The organism is Rhodococcus sp. NPDC058639, assembly GCF_042717545.1.
GTDB lineage: Bacteria > Actinomycetota > Actinomycetes > Mycobacteriales > Mycobacteriaceae > Rhodococcus.
In genome coordinates, this window is sequence record NZ_JBHXRF010000001.1 from 290,301 (window position 1) to 309,066 (window position 18,766).

The following is an 18,766-nucleotide window of genomic DNA, read 5'->3' on the forward strand; positions in this document are numbered from 1 at the left end:
CCGCTCACCACGGGCGGAGCACTATCTCGGTGGGCTGCGCATCGCGCGGTGTCTCGACCGCCTGACGCACTGCCCTGGCCACCGTGCTCGGCTTCAGGAAGCGATCCGGGTCGTACTCGCCACCCTCCGTGGCGACGATCGCGCGTTGCATGTCGGTGTCGATCCGGCCGGGATGCACCGAGGTGACCCGCAGCGACGGCTCCTCGAGTCGGAGCGCGTCGGCGAACGCCCGCAGCGCGAACTTGCTCGCCGCGTACGCACCCCATCCTGCATTCGCACGCAACCCGGCTCCCGAATTGATGAGCACCACATGCCCGTTCGTTGCCCGTAGCGCGGGAAGCAGCAGGCGAGTGAGTTCGACGACCGCGATGACGTTGCTTTCGAACGTATCGCGCCACTGTGCGGCGTTCCCGTCGGCGATCGTTCCCAGTTCCGCGATCCCCGCGTTGTGTACGAGGACGTCGAGGCGGTCGATACCCGCCGTCGACGCTCCCACGGCGTCGTGGTCGAGAAGGTCGACGGGCCACGGGGTGGCGCCGGGAAGTTCGGCGAGCACGGCGTCGAGAGAACTACGGCTCCGTCCGCCGAGAAGAAGATCGTGGGTGGGTGAGAGTTCACGGGCGATCGCGGCACCGAGGCCGCGGCCTCCGCCGGTGATGAGAGCTGTTGGGCGCATGTGTCCACACTATGAGCCGCGCGGGGGCATGGCGATCGCGGCAGGAGACGGCCTGTTCAGCGCACCGCCAGGATTTCGGCGAGCCGGCCGTCGGGCGGCGTCGACACCACGGGGTCACGGGGGAACCGCAACTCCAGGAACGCTTTCGGTCGTGAGAGCAGGTGCTCGCGGAGAAGATTCCGGATGCGGGTGCTTGTGCGGACGTCTCCCCTCGCCCGAACGCCCGTGATATCGATACCGGCCCGGCGGCACAGGGCGACGGCGCGAGGAAGGTGGAACGACTGCGTCACGATCAGCGCCTCCCGGACCCCGTAGGTTTCCACCGCGCGTCGCGCGGTGTCGTAGGTGTCGAGCCCGTACGGATCGGTGACGATTCGATCGCGCTCGACGCCGTGGGCGACGAGGTATCGCACCATCACCGCGATCTCGTCCCCGGATCTGCCCGCCGCGTCGCCCGACACCAGCACGGCCCGCACCCGTCCGCCCCGGACCAGTTCGATCGCCGCGTCGAGCCGTCCTTTCAGGTACGTCATCGGCGCACCCGCGCGCACCCGCGCCCCCGGCACGATCACCACGGGTGCGACCGGAGCATCGGCGAGATCCACCATCCCGCCCTCGGCCTGCGCGGCTACCTGAGACGACACCCAGGCGAGCGCGGACATGCCGCCGGCGGCGGTGACGGCGAGGACAAGCGGACATTTCGGCATGATCTCCACGGTACGGACCGTCGTAGCCACAATGGAGTGATGGATCCGGTCACAGCTCTCCGTGAGGTCGCGTTCTATCTCGAACGCGACCATGCCGCCACCTACCGCGTCCAGGCGTTCCGGCACGCGGCCGATGTGGTCGCGGGCCTCGACGACGTGGCGCGTGCGTCACGGCGGCGACGCGACAACTGGACGGAACTACCCGGCATCGGACCGAAGACAGCGGCGGTGATCCGGGAGTCGTTCGACGGTGTTCCCGAGTATCTCGCCCGGCTGCGCGACGAAGCCGAACCGATAGGCCGGGGCGGGCAGGAGTTGCTGGCGGCGCTGCGGGGGGATCTGCACACCCACTCGGATTGGTCGGACGGCGGCAGTTCCATCGAGGAGATGCACCGCACCGTGTCGTCGATGATCGGGCACGAGTATTACGCGCTCACCGACCACTCCCCCCGGCTCACGGTCGCGAACGGACTGAGCGCCGAACGCCTCGTCACTCAGCTCGAGCTGGTCGCGGAGATCAACGAGAAGGGCGAGGGCGCACGGATACTCACGGGAATCGAGGTCGACATCCTCGACGACGGAACGCTCGACCAGGACGAGGGCCTGCTCGCGGAACTCGATGTGGTGGTAGCCAGCGTGCATTCGCACCTGCGTGCCGACCGTGACGTGATGACGAAACGGATGCTCCGTGCCGTCGAAAACCCGCACGTCGACGTGCTGGGGCACTGCACGGGCAGGCTCGTCACGGGAGGTCGCGGGCAGCGTCCCGAATCGAAATTCGACGCGGAGAAGGTGTTTGCGGCGTGCCGCGACCACGGCACCGCGGTGGAGATCAACTCCCGGCCGGAGCGCCGCGATCCCCCGTCACGCCTGATCGATCTCGCGCTGGCGACGGAGTGCCTGTTCTCCATCGACACCGACGCCCACGCTCCCGGGCAACTCGCGTGGCTGGGCTACGGTTGTGAGCGCGCTGCCGAGCGGGGCGTCGAACCGGATCGGGTGATCAACACGTGGCCCGTCGACGACCTCCTCGCCTGGACCGAAGGGTAGGAACCCGGTGGAACACGTCGATGTGCTGGTCGTCGGTGCCGGTCTTTCCGGAATCGGTGCCGGATACCGCCTGCAGACGCGGTGCCCGGACCTCCGATACGCGATTCTCGAGAGCCGCGACTCGATCGGCGGAACCTGGGACCTGTTCCGGTACCCCGGAATCCGATCCGACAGCGATATGTACACGCTGGGCTACCCGTTCCGGCCGTGGCGAGGTGAGAAGTCGATCGCCGACGGAGCGGACATTCTGCAGTACGTGCGGGAGACTGCCGCCGAAAACGGAATCGATACGCGAATACGCTTCGGGCACAAGGTAACCGAGGCATCCTGGTCGTCGGAGCAGGCGCGGTGGACGGTGCGCTCCCGGGTCGGGGACCGGACGGTCGAGATGTCGTGCTCGTTCCTGTACCTGTGCAGCGGCTACTACAGCTACGAGTCCGGGTACCTGCCCGAGATTCCCGGGCTGGACGACTTCGCCGGGACGGTCGTCCACCCCCAGTTCTGGCCGGAGGATCTCGACTGGCACGGCAAGCGGATCGTGGTGATCGGTAGTGGCGCGACAGCGATGACCCTGGTGCCCGCGCTCGCGGAGCGGGCCGCACACGTGACGATGTTGCAGCGCTCGCCGTCGTACGTCATGTCTCTTCCGGCGCAGGACGGGTGGGCACGCCGCCTGCACCGCTACCTGCCGGGCGCCGTCGCCCACCGTGCGGTGCGCGCGAAGAACGTGGTGACCAATCTCGGTTTCTACCAGTTCTGCCGGCGGGCACCACGTCTCGCGAAGCGCGTGCTCCGCACGCTGACCGCGCGTCAACTCCGTGGCAAGACACAGGTCGATCCTCATTTCACGCCGTCGTACGATCCGTGGGACCAGCGCCTGTGCGTGGTGCCGGACTCCGATCTGTTCGAGGCGTTGGGAACGGGCACGGCCGAGGTCCTCACCGACCACATCGACACGGTCACCGAGGAGGGTGTCCGATTGCGTTCGGGAACCGAACTCGACGCCGACATCCTGATCCCTGCCACCGGCCTTCGTCTGGTACCGGCCGGCGGGATCGCGATAGCCGTCGACGGCGAACCGGTCGATCTTTCGTCCACGGTCATCTATCGCGGCACCATGCTCGACGGCATCCCGAACGCGGCGTTGTGCATCGGTTATACGAATGCCTCCTGGACCCTCCGTGCGGACCTCACATCCTTGTACGTCTGCCGGGTGCTCGGATACATGCGTCGCAAGGGATACCGGATCGCCGTACCCTCGTACACCGGCGACGGCCAACGCAGACCTCTGCTCGGATTGAACTCGGGATATATCCACCGCGCGGAAAAAACGCTGCCCGAACAGGGTTCCCGCAGCCCATGGCTCATGCGCCAGAACTACCTGCTCGATCTGCCCACCATGAGATGGGGCCGGGTCGACACGTCCATGCAGTTCAGGTGATCCGGATTCTGCCCGGTCAGGGCGTCTCGATCCTGCCACCGGGGTAGCGTGCGAAACGCCCGGATTCCGCGGGATGTACCGGGCCGTCGGAATCCCACGGCCAGCCACCGAATCCGGTGCGCCGGTAGTCGTCGAAAGCCTTCCGGACGCCGTCTTCGTCGTTGAGGACGAAAGGCCCGTACGACACGACGGGCTCACCGATCGGGCGACCCTGCATCATCAGGACCTGCGTCCCGTCCCGTCCACCCCGCACCACCACCGGTGTCGTGGCATCGACCATCGCACCGTGACCGGATTCCACTGCGGTGCCACCGATCTCGACCGGGGAACCGCTGTAGACGTACAGGACCCTGCGGGTGTCGGGGCCCGCGGCGGGCGGAAGGGTCCACTCCGATCCGGCAGAAAGGTCGATGTTCCAGATCGCGACGTCGGACTCCGGCCGGGAAGCCCAGGAAGCCGGCGGTGGCGGTGGCGGCGTCGCGTCACCGAGCGCGCCCGCAAGGACACGGACGTGCGTGATTCGGCCCGATGCGTCGGTCGCGACGACTGTGGGCGTGACCTCGTTCCACAGCATCGCGAAGTGCGGTTCCGCGGTTTTCGACTCGCGGGGAAGATTGAGCCAGATCTGGAACAACTCGAGGGGGTTCGGGCGGTCACGGTGCAGCAGTGGGAACATCTCGCTGTGCACCACGCCGTTGCCTGCCGTGAGCCACTGCGTATCGCCCTCACCGAAGCGCGCCGTGGCCCCGACGGAGTCGGAATGATCGATGATGCCGGTCCGGACGAACGTCACGGTCTCGAACCCGCGATGCGGGTGCTGCGGGAACCCCGGGACGGTCGTGCCGTGGTACATGTTCCAGCCCTGCGGGTTTCCGAAGTCCTGGCCTAGCGGGCGTCCCGTGAGGGGAGCATCAGGACCGAGTTCCGCGTTACCGGCGGGGTAGGCATCCACGTGGTGCGCGACGAACAGGAACGGATCGATGGTCTGCCAGGGTGAACCCAAGGCGAAAACCTGTAGTACGGGTGAGTCCTCGGAAGTCATAGTTCTTGCAACCCCTCATGCTGCGCATTTGTTCCGTCGCCGGCCGGCGTGCCGGGCGCCCGGACCGGGGCCTCGCTGTCGTCGATCACTCGCGAGCCGGCTGCGAACCGCCGTACCTGGGTGTCGTCCCACAAGTGGGCAGGCACCGCACCGCCGAGCAATTCCCTTGCCAGCGAAGGGGTATCGGACAGTGGCGTGTCGCTTCCCGCGATGATGATGTTGCCGTACCGCCGGCCCTTGAGCATCGCGGGATCGGCAATGACGGCCAGGTGTTCGAACACGGACCCGATCGTGGCGGCTTCTCGCCGCGCCGTGGTCAGGTCGCGGGTGTCCCCGCAGTTGACGACGTAGATGCCGCCGGGCGAGAGCACCCGCCGCGCGTGACGCGTGAATTCGACCGTCGTCAGAGCAACAGGCGTCCGGTCGAAGGCGAACACGTCCCGCACCACGAGGTCCCTGCTGTCGTCCGAGAGGCCGGTGAGGACCGCACGGGCCTCCCCCACGCGGATCCGGAGCAGCGGTGCGCGCGGAAGATCGAACCACTCGCGTACCAACTCGGCGAGCCGGCCGTCGATCTCCACGACCACCTGGCGCGCGTCGGGATACACGGCTGCGAAGTACCTCGCCATCGTGCACGCGCCGCCACCGAGATGCAGCGCGCGCAGCCGGGTGTCGGTGGCGAACCTGCTCTCCACGAGCAGCGCGATCCAGCGCATGTACTCGAACTCGAGCAGGGTGGGATCGCTCAGGTCGATATGAGAACTCGGTACCCCGTTGACCTCGAGCACCCAGCCGTCGGGCAGATACCGGTCCTTGACCAGCTCACATGTACCGGTGTCGATGTCGTACAGACCCTCCACGGGTCCCTTCGCCACATCTGTCGTTTTCACCCGGCGCGGCGTCGATGCAGCCCGGCCACCTCGCTGCCTGCCCATACTTCGAGCCTAGTCCCGCATGTATCGCGCGTGTTACACAGGCGGGCCCGGCGTGCGGATCGGCGCGGAAGCCGGAGAATGAGACGATGCCGGACCGAGGATTCACCCCGACTCAGCTCGCCGCGCGCGCCGCCTACCTGCTGCGCGGCAACGACCTGGGATCCATGACCAGTGCCGCCCCCAGGCTGTATCCGCACATGTGGAGCTGGGACGCCGCGTTCGTCGCGGTCGGGCTCGCGCCGCTCAGCGTCGAGCGCGCCGTCGTGGAACTCGACACCCTGCTGTCGGCGCAGTGGAAGAACGGCATGATCCCGCACATCGTGTTCGCGAACGGTGTCGACGGGTACTTCCCCGGGCCGGCGCGATGGGCGGTGTCCGAACTCGCTGAAAACGCCCCGGTGGGAGTGGAGACGTCGGGCATCACGCAACCGCCCGTACACGCGATCGCCGTGCAACGCATCCTCGAGAACTCGCGGCGGCACGGCCGCAGCACACGAGCGGTCGCGGAGGAGTTCCTGGACCGCCGGTGGGCCGATCTGATGCGATGGCACCGCTGGCTCGCCCACGCCCGCGACCTGGACGGTAACGGCCGCATCGCGCTCTACCACGGGTGGGAATCGGGGATGGACAATTCGCCGCGGTGGGATCTCGCCTACTCGAACGTCACCGCCGGCAACGTCCCGCTCTTCCGGCGCGAGGACCTCAACCACGTCGCCGATCCTGCCGAGCGTCCCAGTGACGGCGAGTACGCCCGCTACCTGTGGCTGCTCGAGGAGATGAAGGCGGCGCGGTACGAGGACGACGTGCTCGCCAAGACGATGAGCTTCGCGGTGGAGGACGTGTTCGTCAGCGCGATCTTCTCCCTGGCGTGTGAAGTTCTGGCCAATATCGGCGAGGAACACTCGCGGCCCAACGCGGATGTCCGCGAACTGTACGGCTGGGCCGAACGGTTCCGGCACGGCGTCGTCGCGACCACCGATCCCCGCAGCGGCGTGGCGAAGGACTTCGACCTGCGTAGTGGAAAATGGGTCGCCACAGACACTCTCGCGATGTTTTCCCCTCTTCTGTGCGGTGGTCTCGACCGGCAGGCGGAACGGGCGTTGATCAGGACGTTCGAAGGCCCGAAATTCTGTGGTCACCCCGATCTCCGCTATGCGGTGCCGCCGTCGACTTCGCCCGTCTCCGGCGCTTTCCGGTCCCGCGAGTACTGGCGCGGGCCTGTGTGGCCGGTGATGACGTGGTTGTTCTCGTGGGCCTTCGCGCGGCGCGGCTGGGCGGAGCGATCGAACATGTTGCGGGCAGAGGGATTACGTCAGGCGAGCGACGGTTCGTTCGCGGAGTACTACGAACCGTTCACCGGTGAGCCGCTGGGCAGCATGCAGCAGTCCTGGACCGCCGCTGCCGTCCTGGACTGGCTGGGGTAGCGCGCCGCGAGACGTGCTCAGGTGCCGATGCGTCCCCCGTCCGACTTCCATGCCGCGACGACTGCCGGTCGGGGTGCGGTGTCACCGCCGTCGGGCCAGCGTGATGCGGGGCTGTCCCACGACGCGTCGTCGGTCTCCCCCGGATGCTGAACACACACGACCACCCTGTCCGCGTCCACGATCGGACCGCATGTCTCGGCGCCGATCGGTACGGTGAGGAATTGCTTCGTCTCACCGCGGCGCGGACCGTCGAGTACGACGGCGAAGAGGCCGTCGTTGGAACCGAGGGCGTTGCCGTCGGTGGAGATCCACAGGTTGCCGTGGGGGTCGAAGGCGAGATTGTCGGGGCACGAAATCGGGCTGACCTGCTTCGGGTCGAATCCGCCGAAGTAGGTGTCCGCCTCGTTCGGGTCACCGCACACGAGCAGCAGATTCCACGTGAACGACGTGCCGGCGTGGTCGTCGTCGATCTCGAGAACCTGGCCGTTCTTGTTGTTGACGCGCGGATTCGCTTCGTCGGCGGGCACCGCACCGTCTGTGCCGCGCTTGGTGTTGTTGGTCAGCGCGACGTAGACCTTGCCGGTCACCGGGTTGGGCTCGAAGTCCTCCGGCCGATCCATCTTGGTCGCGCCGACCTTGTCGCCGGCGAGCCGGGTGAAGACGGCGACTTCCTCAGCGCTCATGCCGTCCACGAGTGAGACTCCGCGCCCGTCTTCCTCGGTGCGGAGCAGGGGAATCCACCGGCCCGTACCGGTGAAACTGCCGCCCTCGGGAGGTGTGCCCGACCCGTCGATCGCCTCGGGGTGATCGCCGGTGAGTTCGGCGACGTACAACGTTCCGGCATCGAGCAGAGTGATGTTGTGCCGCAGCGCGGCCCGCGAGTTTCCGGGCTGCATCGTGCGGGACGAGACGAATTTGTACATGTAGTCGAAACGTTCGTCGTCGCCGCTGTAGGCGACCACTGTGCCATCGCCGGTCACATACACGGTGGCTGCTTCGTGCTTGAAACGTCCGAGCGCGGTGTGCTTGACGGGGACGGATTGCGGATCCCAGGGGTCGATCTCGACGATCCACCCGAATCGATTCACCTCGTTGGGCTCGGAGGCGATGTCGAACCTCGCGTCGAAGCGCTCCCACTTCCGTTCGGTCTCGGCACCTTCCAGCCCGTACCGCGCCAGCCGTTCGGCGCCGGCAGGATCGGTGATCTGTTCCGCGTTCGCGAAGTACTGGTTGAAGTTCTCCTCGCCGGACAGCACTGTGCCCCAGGGGGTCAGGCCGCCCGAACAGTTGTTGAGGGTGCCGGCGACACGCGTCCCCGTCGGGTCGGCGGTGGTCTTCAGCAAGTCGCTTCCGGCGGCGGGCCCGGTGAGGAGGAACTCGGTGGTTCCGGTGATGCGCCGGTTGCACGGTCCGAATGTCGGTGTGAGACGACCGGTCCCCGGCTCGCCCTGGACCTGGACGACGGACAGTCCGTGGTTGGCCCAGCCGATACGCACCTGTTCCTCGGTGGGGTTCTCCGCGTCGTAGCCCGCGAACATGGAGGGCTCGGTGGTGTACTCGTGGTTGACGACGAGCAGGTAGGTATTCGGCACACCGTCCATCGGAAGCAACCCGGCGAAGTCGTTGTTGAACCCGAATTGTTTCTCCTGCGCCGCCGCGCTCTGGTCGTCGATGTCGAACGTGGGAGCGTCGGGCAGGACGGCATCGCCCCAGCGGATGACCACCGCGGATTCGTACCCGGCGGGTACCGTCACGGAATCGTCGGTGTTGGGGGCCACCGCGGCGAAATTCGTTCCGGTGGCTGCGGGTCCGAAATCGACCGCACCTGTGCCGGTGGCGGGTTCTCCACCGGTGATCGCTGCCGCGGAGTCATCCGAACAGCCGGCGAGCACACTTCCTGCGCCCACCGCGAGAACCGCCATCGCGCCGCCGCGCATCACCCCGCGGCGTGAGAGCGCGGTGCGTACGACGTCACCGAAATAGGCACCGCCGGAGGTGTTCGGCACACTCTGCGAGCATGCGTCGCCGCATTTGTACCGGCAGGTGATGTTCGCGCGGGACGAACTGCCGTCGTGCGTCGGGAAGAGGGGCAGGTGCGTGCGGGCCACGGTCGTATCTCCTCGGTTCGGGGGCGCTCCGAGCACCGTAGGAGTCGTACGCGATCGGGAGGGAACGAGAAGATGAACGTGTGATGAGAGTTGTGCGCCATCAGGATCCGTCCGGCGCGACCGTACCGGTCGCCCCGTCTCCGTTTGTCTCGATCGCGCCCGGGCGCGAGTCCAGGAACGGAAGTATCCGGCGCGTGATCGCCTCGTTGTACGCCGCGGGCGCCTGGATCGGGTTGGCGTGCCCGATGTAATCGAGCTTCGAGACGAGCAGCGTTCCGTCGGGTCCGCCCACCTGGTCGAGGAGAATCCGTTGTGTGTAGTCGACGTCCACGACCGGATCGTCCTGCGCGGGCCGGGGCCGCAGGAAGACGATGGCGGGCCGGACCTTGTCGTCGCGGGGGTCGGCGAGCGCCTGCAGATTGTCGGTGGCGCCCGACGCGACGATCGCACGGAACTGTGCCTCGATCAGTCCGTTGCTCGCGGCATCGTCCGACAGGATCTTGTCGCGCAGCACTTCGTCGACCACGTTCCGCAGTTCGGTGGTGTCGATCCGCCGATACCAGCGGTCGGAGGGCACGACGAAACGATCCTGCCGCGCGGCGACCTCGACCGTCATCCGCATGAGCCGGCTTTCGCGTGCGCCGGGGAGCCAGCCGATCCAGCGGAGCAGGTCTTCGCCCGCATTGCGGCTTTCCGCCCGTACCGCGTGGAGGTCCACCGGAGTGCAATCCAGGATCACGCCCGTCACCTCGAGTGGTGTTTCCTCGTACAGGTGCTGCGCGACTTCCAGCGCGATGATGCCGCCCATGCTGTGCCCGACGAGGACGACGTTCTCCACACCCGACCACCCGGCACGCTCGAGGATCAGGTCGCTGACGACAGCGGTGTCGAGACCGCTGTTGTCGTATTGGACCGACCACACCTGGCCGATTTCGCTCAATGCCGGTAACGCCTCGGCGGTGGGGGTCGCATCGAGGTTGCCCAGGCCCACCAGGTCGACGACGGCGGTATCGAGATCATCTCGCTCCGCCGCGTCGTAGACCTGATGGATCTGTGGCTGCGTCAGGGCGAGCTGTTCACGAACGGGTGCGACGTCCCGCGTCCAGTACAGGGTGGCCAGCACGATCAGTGGTACGAGCACGTACACGAGCTGGGCCAGAGTGATGCGCGCGCGGCCGAAGCGGGTCCCGCTGTGGCCGAGGCGGGTATCGCGCATGCGCCGACGCCGGCGGTCGTCGTCCCAGTCGTCGGAGGTGCACGGTGGAAGATTCGGTAGATACGGCATGCGCCATCCATGGTAGGTGCTGAGGCGTGTACGTCACGTAACAGCACCTACCCGTGGGTTTTTCAGGCGAGACCGGAGCTCGCGTCGCGCCAGGCGATCGCCTCGACCAGAGGTGCGAGATCGTAGTCCGGCCCTCCGATACCGACGGTGAACTGGGTGATGCCCTGCTCGACGTAGAGTGCGGCCTTGTCGACGCCGGGCCAGTCCGTGGATCGTTCGATCTCGTCGGGGCTACGACCCAGATCGGCGCATCGCTGCGCGAGGATGTCGGACTTCTCGACGTGGGTACCGAACTCGCCGAAGCTGTGCCAGATGTCCGCATACTTCGCGACGAGCGGAAGGGTCTTCTTCGGTCCGCCACCACCGATGAGGATCGGGATGTGCCGCGTGGGCGGTGGGTTCAGTTTCTCGAAGCGCGACGTGATGCGGGGCAGGTATTCGGCCAGGAGGTCCAGGCGGGAGCCTTTCGTGCCGAAGTCGTAGCCGTACTCGTCGTAGTCCTTTTCGAACCAGCCGGAGCCGATACCGAGGATGAGACGACCGCCGCTGATGTGGTCGACCGTGCGGGCCATGTCGGCGAGCAGGTCGGGATTGCGGTAGCCGCCGCCGGTGACCAGTGCGCCGATCTCGACGCGTTCTGTCTGCTCGGCCCAGGCACCGAGCATCGTCCAGCATTCGAAGTGGGCGCCGTCGGGATCGCCGTAGAGCGGAAAGAAGTGGTCCCAGTTGAAGACGATGTCCACGCCGGCGTCCTCGGCGCGGAGCACGGTGTCGCGAATGACCCTGTAGTCGGGTTGTTGCTGGGGCTGCAGTTGAAGTCCGATACGAATGGTGCGCGTCATCGTTCCACCGTAGGACGGCATCGCCGACTCTGCATTGCCAACAGCGTGCTCAACCGTGCGCCGGGATCTCCGGCATCCCCGGGTATTCGTCTTCGAGTCCGCGGAGAAACGCTTCCAGGAGGAGTTCGAAGCTGTCCACATCGATCTCGGCCGCGTACTCGCGCAGCCGGTGCGCCTGCGAGAGATGCGGATATCGGGTGCTGTAGGTCTCGACGTGATGGTCGAAGCTGCCCGCGAACGACGTGATCGCCGAGCCGATGACGATGTACTTGATCGACGCTCCGATGAGCGTCGCCGCTCGCGGGGGCCAGCCCGCGCGGGTCAGGCCCCCGTGGACTGCGTCCGCATGATGCAGGGCGGTCGGACGCTGGCGTGGACTCGATGCCAGGAAGGGGACGAGGTTGGGATGGACGGCGAGCGCCGCCCGATACGAGCGCGCCCAGATCCGCAGTCCTTCCTGCCAGTCCTCGCCCTCGAATCCGCTTACATCCACCGTCTCGGCGATGCCGTCGGCGATGTCGTCGAACAGCTCGTCCTTGTTCGCGTAGTGGCTGTAGAGCGAGGGTGCGCGCACGCCGAGTTCGGCAGCGATCCTGCGCATGGACACGGCAGCGAGGCCGTACTCGTCGACGAGCGAGAGCGTGGTGTCGCGAATGAGCGACCGGTTGAGCAGGGGCGTGCGGGGTCGTGCCATGGAGGTCCTTTTCGGCGCCGATCTGGACGAACTAACGATGTAAGGTTAGTTTTGCATTGTGTTGGGCGCCACAGTTCCGCGAATGTGCGGAATTCCGGGCGCTCATGAGCCATTGCCACCACCCGTGACGGAAGGCCCCCATGAACCTGAAGCTCACCGAGGAGGAGCGCGCATTCCGTGACGAGCTGCGCACCTTCTTCACCACCGAGATCCCCGCCGATGTGCGCGCGAAGGTCGCTGCCGGCAAACCTCTCGGCAAGGACGACTACATCGCGACTCAGCGCATCCTCCACGCTCGGGGCCTGGCCGTCCCGAATTGGCCCGTCGAGTGGGGTGGTCAGGACTGGACCCCCATGCAGCGCAACATCTGGCTCAGCGAGATGCAACTCGCGTCGGTGCCCGAACCGCTGCCGTTCAATGCGTCGATGATCGGCCCTGTTATTGCGCAGTTCGGCTCGCAGGACATGAAAGAGCGCTTCCTCCCCGCCACCGCCAACCTCGACATCTGGTGGTGCCAGGGATTCTCCGAGCCCGAAGCCGGGTCGGATCTCGCCTCGCTCAAGACCCGCGCGGTGCGTGACGGTGACGATTACATCGTCAACGGACAGAAGACCTGGACCACCCTCGCGCAGCACGCCGACTGGATCTTCTGCCTCGTCCGCACCAATCCGGACGTGAAGAAGCAGGCCGGTATCTCGATGCTGCTCATCGACATGAATACACCCGGGGTCACCCGGCGGCCGATCAAGCTGATCGACGGTGGCTACGAGGTCAACGAAGTGTTCTTCGAAGACGTGCGTGTACCCGCCGAAAACCTGGTCGGAGAAGAGAACACAGGCTGGACACAGGCCAAGTTCCTGCTCGGCAACGAACGCACCGGGATCGCCCGTGTCGGCGCGACCAAGGTCAAGCTCGCTCGCGCCAAGAGCCTCGCGGCCGACATCGCGGTCGGAGACGGCACTCTGCTGTCGGATCCGCTCTTCGCTTCGCGTCTCGCCGAGCTCGAGAACGAGCTCCTCGCTCTCGAACTGACACAGCTGCGGGTGGTCGCCGGGTCTGCGGACGGTAAGCCCAATCCGGCATCGTCGCTGCTGAAGATCCGCGGCTCCGAATTGCAGCAGGCGGCGACCGAGCTTCTCGTCGACGTTGCGGGACCCGACTCTCTGCCGTCCGGCGCCTCGGACATCGACTCGCCGGAGTGGGCGCAAGTCACCACCCCCGCCTACCTCAATACCCGCAAGGTGACCATCTACGGCGGTTCGAGCGAGGTACAGCGTTCGATCATCGCTTCTTCGATTCTCGGACTGTGAGGCCCAGGACATGAATTTCGAACTCGACACCGAGCAGGACCTGCTCCGTAAGACCGTCCGCGACATGCTTACTGCGGCATACGATGTGGAAGCCCGCAACCGGGTCTCCGACAGCGACCTGGGGTGGAGCCCCGAGGTGTGGAAGCAACTCGCCGAACTGGGAGTGCTCGGACTGCCTTTCGCGGAGGAATACGGAGGCATGGGTGCCGGCCCGGTGGAGGTCATGGCGGTCATGACCGAAATCGGCCGCACGCTCGCACCCGAACCGGTACTCGCCGCGGTGTACCTGCCGGGCGGTCTCGTCGCCGAACTCGGCAATGAGGCACAGCGTTCCGAACTCGTGCCGCGGTTGTCCGAAGGCGATCTTCGGCTCGCGTTCGCGCACGACGAGCCCGGTAGCCGGTGGCCCACGGTCGACGTCGCCACCACCGCGACGCGCGACGCCGACCGGTGGTTGCTCTCCGGTCGTAAGAACCCTGTGCTGCACGGCGATTGCGCCGACATCTTCATCGTGTCCGCGAAGCTTCCCGACGGCGGCGTGGGCCTGTTCCTGGTCGACGCCGGAGCGGACGGCCTCGCGCGCACCGTCTACCGCACGAACGACGAGCGACGCGGTGCGCAGATCGTGCTGGACGGCGTGGCGGCGCAACCCCTCGGTGACGCCGTCGACGCGTCCGCCGCGATCACCGCTGCCGTCGTCCGCGCGCAAGCCGCGCTGTGCGCCGAAGCGGTCGGGGCGATCGATGCGTCGGTTCAGCTGACGACGGGTTATCTGAAGCAGCGCAAGCAGTTCGGCGTGCCGCTGTCGATGTTCCAGGCGCTGACACACCGCGCCGCCGACATGTACGTCCTGTACGAACTGGCGGCGAGCATGAGCCTGTACGCAACGATGGCACTGGCCGACGGCATCGTCGATCCCATCATCGCCTCGAGGGCGAAGTTGCAGGTGGGCCGGACCGCACGCAAGGTCGGGCAGGAGGCGGTGCAGATGCACGGAGGGATCGGTGTCACCGCCGAACATTCGATCGGCCACTACCTGAGCCGACTCACCGCGATCGAGCACACGCTCGGCACCATGGACGACCACCTTCGGGTACTCGCCGGCGGCGTGACGGACTACGACCGGGTGGAGATCGCCGGGGTGTGACAGCACTTCCGAGGCGGACAGCGCACGTGACGGACCTCGTCCGGTCAGGTGCGCTGTTCGCCTCCGGTGATTCCTGTGGCGCGCAGCACGAATGCTGCTTCCGGCCCGATGATCTCCCCGACCAGCGTGAGGAAGCGATCGACGAAGCCGGCGCCGTGGGCTGGTTCGGTGGGATCGTCGGGGTCCTGGGGATCGAGGTGGTGAGCGAGTTCGTGCAGAACCACGAGTTCGCGGAACGCCCACGCGCGGTTCGCGTGATGCTCGGGCAATGCGATCGTGGCGCAATCGTTTTCGTAGTGCGCTGCGGTATTCCCCGATCGGGCCCGCACGTGGACGGGTACCGCGGCGCGGGGCCAGCGATCGCGCACCCATCCGAGTGCCAGTACCGCGTCGACATACCGCTGCACGGAGTCGAGAGACGCGAACCGTCGCTCGACGGGCAACGTCACGCTCGACCCGGCGACGTCGACGGTGCGCAGGCCGCGCTCGTCCGCGAGGTCGAACATGCGGCGCACCATCGCCTCCGACTCGTACACCGCCGACTTGCGGATATCACGAACCCGGGTCATCCCTCGAGCCTCCTCGGCGACGACGGAAGTTCGGGTGCCGTACCCAGGCGAGCCGCGCGGCCCGCCCTGTCGCCGGCACGCTGTGCGTCGGTCGAGCGTGCCGACGGAGCACGATTACCGCGCCAGCTTCCCCGGGCCTGCGACGTGCTGCGGTAGAAGTCGCGCAATTCCACGGCTTTGCCGCGCAGCACGAGCCCGGTCCCTGGAGACGACGACTCGGCGTCCCTCTCGATTTCTTGTTTGGTTTCGGCCAGTCGTGCACCGATACGGGCCGCGAACGCCGACTGGAAGTTCAGCCTCGCGGTGACGGGGGCGATCGGCTTGCGCACCCGCGTTCTGACCTCGCGCCCGCCGCGCCGCTCGACCACGGTGCGGACCGTCGACTCGCTGCGGTAGGTGCCGGACCGCAGATACGCGTCGGACGCACGGACCATCTGCACGAGCAGCGACGAGTACAGCGCCTCGCAGACGTCGATATCGTCGGCGAAGCCGTAGGCGAAGACCACCGTCGACGTCGCGGTGATGTCGCACTGCACGTCGTTGGCCGCGGCGATGGCCAGGAACAACTGCGCGTAGGTGCGCAGACCCTTCTTGCCGACCTCGCCGATGGTCACCAGTCGCTGCACCGGGGTGGCGCGGCGCTCCTTGGCGCCGGCGTGCGCGCGTGCCACCGCGAGGTCGACGGAGGCGGCGGTCGCGAGTCGCTGGGCCGCCGCCAGGAAGGCGTCGGCTTCGTGGGCGTTGTCCGTCGACTCGGCCTGTCTCAGCAGGCCACCGATCCGGGTCAACATCTTGTCCGAGCTCACCAGAGAAGGGTAGGCCGTCCCACCGACGCGGTGTGCCGACCTCAAAGCGCTGCGGGATCTCCGCGAACAGCTCAAGATCGGCAGGATGGACGTCGCAGTCGATTTTGTCACCGCGGTCAACGACCGGTTCTGGTATGCCGTGATCGCGTTGCTCATCGGGTCCGGTCTGTATTACACGATCCGGTCCCGGTTCATCCAGATCAGGCTGATTCCGGACATGCTGCGCTCGATCGTGGAGAAGCCCGAGCGACTCCCCGACGGGGAAGTGGGCATCTCCGCATTCCGGGCCTTTTCGATCTCGGCTGCCTCCCGCGTCGGTACCGGCAACGTCGCCGGGGTGGCCATCGCGATCAGCCTCGGTGGCCCGGGTGCGGTGTTCTGGATGTGGGCCATGGCGTTCATCGGAGCGTCGACGGCATTCCTGGAATCGACCCTCGCGCAGTTGTACAAAGTGCGTGACAAAGGCGCCTACCGCGGCGGACCCGCGTACTACATGCAGTACGGGCTCGGTAAGCGCTGGATGGGAATGATCTTCGCGGTGATCATCACGATCACCTACGGGTTCGTGTTCAACGCGGTGCAGACCAACTCGATCGTCGATGCGGTCGCCGGTTCGGTCGGTGAGAAGACCTTCGGCCTGCAGGTCGTCGTGGGGATAGGGGTCGGGTTGTGCGTGGCCGCCGTGATCTTCGGTGGGGTCCGGCGGATCTCGTCGGTGTCGCAGATCGTGGTGCCGGTCATGGCGACCGCGTATCTGGTGATCGGTGTCGTGGTCGTGATCCTCAATGTCGGCGAGGTACCCGGGATGTTCCGGTTGATCTTCGAGAACGCGTTCGGGATTCGTGAGATCGTCGGCGGCGGATTCGGTGCCGCATTCATGAACGGGATCCGCCGCGGCTTGTTCTCGAACGAAGCCGGTATGGGGTCGGCACCCAACGCCGGCGCCACCGCGTCCGTCTCGCACCCGGTGAAACAGGGACTCGTGCAGAGCCTCGGCGTGTACTTCGACACCTGGCTCGTCTGCTCGATCACCGCGTTCATCATCCTGCTGTCGGAGCCCGAGTTCGGCGGCGGTATCGAGGGTGCCGCGATGACCCAGAACGCACTGTCGCTGCAACTGGGCGACTGGACGGTGCATTTCCTCACCGTCATGATCTTCTTTCTCGCGTTCACCTCCGTCATCGGCAACTACTACTACAGCGAATCGAACATCGAATTTCTCACCGGGACGCGCAGGGCACTGCCGTACCTGCGCAGCGCAGTGGTGCTCTGCGTGTTTCTCGGTGCGATCGGTTCGGTGCCCCTCGTGTGGGCGGTCGCCGACCTCTCGATGGGCGTGATGGCGATCGTCAACCTGATAGCGCTGATCCCGCTGTCCGGCATCGCCTACGCGCTGTTCCACAACTACACCGCACAGCGCAAGCAAGGGCGCGATCCGGTGTTCCGTCGCGGGGATGTTCCCGGCCTCCGCGGGATCCAGGTCTGGGGTGAGGACGACGAGTTCAAGCCGAGTAGCGGAAATACGCCACGGACGCGGTAGATTCCCCTACCGCACAGACTGTGTTCCGCTTCGGAAAGGATCTGCGATGGCCTCGGTGACCTTCGACAAGGCGGTCTGCCTGTTCCCGGGCTCGACGACCCCCGCGGTCGATTCGCTGGATCTCGAGATCGAGGACGGGGAATTCCTTGTCCTGGTCGGCCCCTCGGGCTGTGGGAAGTCCACGTCGCTGCGCCTGCTCGCCGGTCTCGAGGAAGTGCACAGCGGCCGCATCCTCATCGGCGACCGTGATGTCACCGCGCAGGATCCGAAGGAACGCGACATCGCGATGGTCTTCCAGAACTACGCGCTGTATCCCCACATGTCGGTCGCCGAGAACATGGGATTCGCGCTCAAGCTCGCGAAGCACCCCAAGAGCGACATCCGGGAACGGGTCGTCGAAGTCGCCAAGATGCTCGACCTCGAGCCGTTTCTCGACCGCAAGCCCAAGGCGCTGTCGGGTGGTCAGCGGCAGCGCGTCGCGATGGGCCGCGCGATCGTCCGCCAGCCGCAGGTGTTCCTGATGGACGAACCCCTCTCCAACCTCGACGCCAAACTCCGCGTCCAGACCCGCACGCAGATCGCGCAGTTGCAGCGCCGGCTCAACACCACGACCGTCTACGTCACTCACGATCAGGTGGAGGCGATGACGATGGGTGACCGTGTCGCGGTCCTCGACAAGGGTGTCCTGCAGCAGTGCGCGTCGCCGCGAGTGCTCTACAACAAGCCCGTCAACGTCTTCGTCGCCGGATTCATGGGGTCGCCCGCGATGAACCTGTTCCGGCTGCCGGTGATCGATCGGGGCGTCCAACTGGGCGAGAACTACGTGCCGGTACCGCGCGATGTCGTCGGTCAGGTCACCGAGTCGGAAGTCACCCTCGGCATTCGTCCCGAACATCTCGAGATTTCGAACGACGGCCTGCCCATGGATGTCGACGTCGTCGAAGAACTCGGTTCCGAGGCGTACGTCTACGGGCGCGCGGTGGTCGGTGGCCGAGACCAGCAGATCGTCGCACGCAGCGACTGGCGGAGTCCGCCGCAGAAGGGCGAACGCGTGCACCTGCGATTCGACCCCGATCAGGTTCACATTTTCAGGGCGTCGGACGGAACGCGGATCGGCTGACCTCCGGAGGTCAGCACCGGCGAACCACGACACTCGGCCGTCCAGGATGGGCGGAATGCCGACTTTTCCA

At 66.4% G+C, this 18,766-nt stretch carries 17 protein-coding genes; 7 read left to right on the forward strand and 10 right to left on the reverse strand.

From position 1 onward, the window contains the following. Positions 1–4: 4 nt before the first annotated feature. Positions 5–676, reverse strand: coding sequence for an SDR family oxidoreductase (locus ACFWU2_RS01320; RefSeq protein WP_378599110.1), 672 nt, complete (start codon positions 674–676; stop codon positions 5–7). A 56-nt stretch (positions 677–732) separates the two neighbouring features. Beyond that, positions 733–1,383 carry a vancomycin high temperature exclusion protein gene (locus tag ACFWU2_RS01325; RefSeq protein ID WP_378599113.1) on the reverse strand — a complete coding sequence of 217 codons (651 nt, stop codon included), beginning with the start codon at positions 1,381–1,383 and terminating at the stop codon, positions 733–735. 39 nt (positions 1,384–1,422) lie between these two features. Here ACFWU2_RS01325 and ACFWU2_RS01330 point away from each other — a divergent pair, with 39 nt between their 5' ends. After that, positions 1,423–2,433, forward strand: a complete 1,011-nt coding sequence (locus tag ACFWU2_RS01330) for a PHP domain-containing protein (RefSeq protein WP_378599116.1) — start codon at positions 1,423–1,425, stop codon at positions 2,431–2,433. Between the two features lie 7 nt (positions 2,434–2,440). Next, complete coding sequence (locus ACFWU2_RS01335; protein WP_378599119.1) at positions 2,441–3,874, forward strand: flavin-containing monooxygenase; 1,434 nt, start codon at positions 2,441–2,443, stop codon at positions 3,872–3,874. Between the two features lie 16 nt (positions 3,875–3,890). On the opposite strand, the gene ACFWU2_RS01340 is transcribed toward ACFWU2_RS01335, so the two are convergent. Both ACFWU2_RS01340 and ACFWU2_RS01345 read right to left on the reverse strand, forming a co-directional pair. Next, the gene (locus ACFWU2_RS01340; protein ID WP_378599122.1) at positions 3,891–4,916 is read right to left on the reverse strand and encodes a pirin family protein; all 1,026 of its coding nucleotides are present in this window, start codon (positions 4,914–4,916) and stop codon (positions 3,891–3,893) included. Continuing rightward, complete coding sequence (locus ACFWU2_RS01345) at positions 4,913–5,851, reverse strand: spermidine synthase (RefSeq protein WP_378599125.1); 939 nt, start codon at positions 5,849–5,851, stop codon at positions 4,913–4,915. Before ACFWU2_RS01345 ends, ACFWU2_RS01340 begins: the two co-directional genes overlap by 4 nt. A gap of 86 nt (positions 5,852–5,937) precedes the next feature. Here ACFWU2_RS01345 and ACFWU2_RS01350 point away from each other — a divergent pair, with 86 nt between their 5' ends. Further along, complete coding sequence (locus tag ACFWU2_RS01350; protein ID WP_378599128.1) at positions 5,938–7,275, forward strand: glycogen debranching protein; 1,338 nt, start codon at positions 5,938–5,940, stop codon at positions 7,273–7,275. Positions 7,276–7,292: 17 nt separating this feature from the next. Here the strand turns inward: ACFWU2_RS01350 and ACFWU2_RS01355 are convergent, their stop codons facing one another. The 4 genes from ACFWU2_RS01355 to ACFWU2_RS01370 all read right to left on the reverse strand — a co-directional run bounded on the left by ACFWU2_RS01355 (position 7,293) and on the right by ACFWU2_RS01370 (position 12,204). Then, on the reverse strand, positions 7,293–9,383 hold the full coding sequence (locus ACFWU2_RS01355) for a PhoX family protein (protein ID WP_378599131.1): 2,091 nt from the start codon (positions 9,381–9,383) through the stop codon (positions 7,293–7,295). A 100-nt stretch (positions 9,384–9,483) separates the two neighbouring features. Continuing rightward, positions 9,484–10,668 (reverse strand): alpha/beta fold hydrolase, encoded by a 1,185-nt coding sequence (locus tag ACFWU2_RS01360; protein WP_378599134.1) that lies wholly within the window; start codon positions 10,666–10,668, stop codon positions 9,484–9,486. Positions 10,669–10,730: 62 nt separating this feature from the next. Next, positions 10,731–11,510: an LLM class F420-dependent oxidoreductase gene (locus ACFWU2_RS01365; protein WP_378599137.1), complete on the reverse strand. Its 780-nt coding sequence runs from the start codon at positions 11,508–11,510 to the stop codon at positions 10,731–10,733. Between the two features lie 49 nt (positions 11,511–11,559). After that, positions 11,560–12,204 (reverse strand): TetR/AcrR family transcriptional regulator, encoded by a 645-nt coding sequence (locus ACFWU2_RS01370; RefSeq protein ID WP_378599141.1) that lies wholly within the window; start codon positions 12,202–12,204, stop codon positions 11,560–11,562. Between the two features lie 140 nt (positions 12,205–12,344). Here ACFWU2_RS01370 and ACFWU2_RS01375 point away from each other — a divergent pair, with 140 nt between their 5' ends. Both ACFWU2_RS01375 and ACFWU2_RS01380 read left to right on the forward strand, forming a co-directional pair. Continuing rightward, positions 12,345–13,514, forward strand: a complete 1,170-nt coding sequence (locus ACFWU2_RS01375) for an acyl-CoA dehydrogenase family protein (protein ID WP_378599143.1) — start codon at positions 12,345–12,347, stop codon at positions 13,512–13,514. 10 nt (positions 13,515–13,524) lie between these two features. Further along, positions 13,525–14,661 (forward strand): acyl-CoA dehydrogenase family protein, encoded by a 1,137-nt coding sequence (locus ACFWU2_RS01380; protein WP_378599146.1) that lies wholly within the window; start codon positions 13,525–13,527, stop codon positions 14,659–14,661. 44 nt (positions 14,662–14,705) lie between these two features. Here the strand turns inward: ACFWU2_RS01380 and ACFWU2_RS01385 are convergent, their stop codons facing one another. Continuing rightward, positions 14,706–15,230: a TIGR04338 family metallohydrolase gene (locus ACFWU2_RS01385; RefSeq protein WP_378599149.1), complete on the reverse strand. Its 525-nt coding sequence runs from the start codon at positions 15,228–15,230 to the stop codon at positions 14,706–14,708. Continuing rightward, complete coding sequence (locus ACFWU2_RS01390) at positions 15,227–16,036, reverse strand: DUF2786 domain-containing protein (protein WP_378599152.1); 810 nt, start codon at positions 16,034–16,036, stop codon at positions 15,227–15,229. Before ACFWU2_RS01390 ends, ACFWU2_RS01385 begins: the two co-directional genes overlap by 4 nt. Before the next feature lie 85 nt (positions 16,037–16,121). Here ACFWU2_RS01390 and ACFWU2_RS01395 point away from each other — a divergent pair, with 85 nt between their 5' ends. Both ACFWU2_RS01395 and ACFWU2_RS01400 read left to right on the forward strand, forming a co-directional pair. Beyond that, complete coding sequence (locus tag ACFWU2_RS01395; RefSeq protein ID WP_378599155.1) at positions 16,122–17,576, forward strand: alanine/glycine:cation symporter family protein; 1,455 nt, start codon at positions 16,122–16,124, stop codon at positions 17,574–17,576. A 46-nt stretch (positions 17,577–17,622) separates the two neighbouring features. Next, positions 17,623–18,696 carry an ABC transporter ATP-binding protein gene (locus ACFWU2_RS01400; RefSeq protein WP_378599158.1) on the forward strand — a complete coding sequence of 358 codons (1,074 nt, stop codon included), beginning with the start codon at positions 17,623–17,625 and terminating at the stop codon, positions 18,694–18,696. Positions 18,697–18,766 lie beyond the last annotated feature (70 nt).

Coding starts and splice junctions, on each gene's coding strand:
- ACFWU2_RS01320 (WP_378599110.1), bottom strand. CDS start 676: ATGCGCCCAACAGCTCTCATCACCGGCGGAGGCCGCGGCCTCGGTGCC.
- ACFWU2_RS01325 (WP_378599113.1), bottom strand. CDS start 1,383: ATGCCGAAATGTCCGCTTGTCCTCGCCGTCACCGCCGCCGGCGGCATG.
- ACFWU2_RS01330 (WP_378599116.1), top strand. CDS start 1,423: ATGGATCCGGTCACAGCTCTCCGTGAGGTCGCGTTCTATCTCGAACGC.
- ACFWU2_RS01340 (WP_378599122.1), bottom strand. CDS start 4,916: ATGACTTCCGAGGACTCACCCGTACTACAGGTTTTCGCCTTGGGTTCA.
- ACFWU2_RS01345 (WP_378599125.1), bottom strand. CDS start 5,851: ATGGGCAGGCAGCGAGGTGGCCGGGCTGCATCGACGCCGCGCCGGGTG.
- ACFWU2_RS01350 (WP_378599128.1), top strand. CDS start 5,938: ATGCCGGACCGAGGATTCACCCCGACTCAGCTCGCCGCGCGCGCCGCC.
- ACFWU2_RS01360 (WP_378599134.1), bottom strand. CDS start 10,668: ATGCCGTATCTACCGAATCTTCCACCGTGCACCTCCGACGACTGGGAC.
- ACFWU2_RS01365 (WP_378599137.1), bottom strand. CDS start 11,510: ATGACGCGCACCATTCGTATCGGACTTCAACTGCAGCCCCAGCAACAA.
- ACFWU2_RS01370 (WP_378599141.1), bottom strand. CDS start 12,204: ATGGCACGACCCCGCACGCCCCTGCTCAACCGGTCGCTCATTCGCGAC.
- ACFWU2_RS01375 (WP_378599143.1), top strand. CDS start 12,345: ATGAACCTGAAGCTCACCGAGGAGGAGCGCGCATTCCGTGACGAGCTG.
- ACFWU2_RS01380 (WP_378599146.1), top strand. CDS start 13,525: ATGAATTTCGAACTCGACACCGAGCAGGACCTGCTCCGTAAGACCGTC.
- ACFWU2_RS01385 (WP_378599149.1), bottom strand. CDS start 15,230: ATGACCCGGGTTCGTGATATCCGCAAGTCGGCGGTGTACGAGTCGGAG.
- ACFWU2_RS01395 (WP_378599155.1), top strand. CDS start 16,122: ATGGACGTCGCAGTCGATTTTGTCACCGCGGTCAACGACCGGTTCTGG.
- ACFWU2_RS01400 (WP_378599158.1), top strand. CDS start 17,623: ATGGCCTCGGTGACCTTCGACAAGGCGGTCTGCCTGTTCCCGGGCTCG.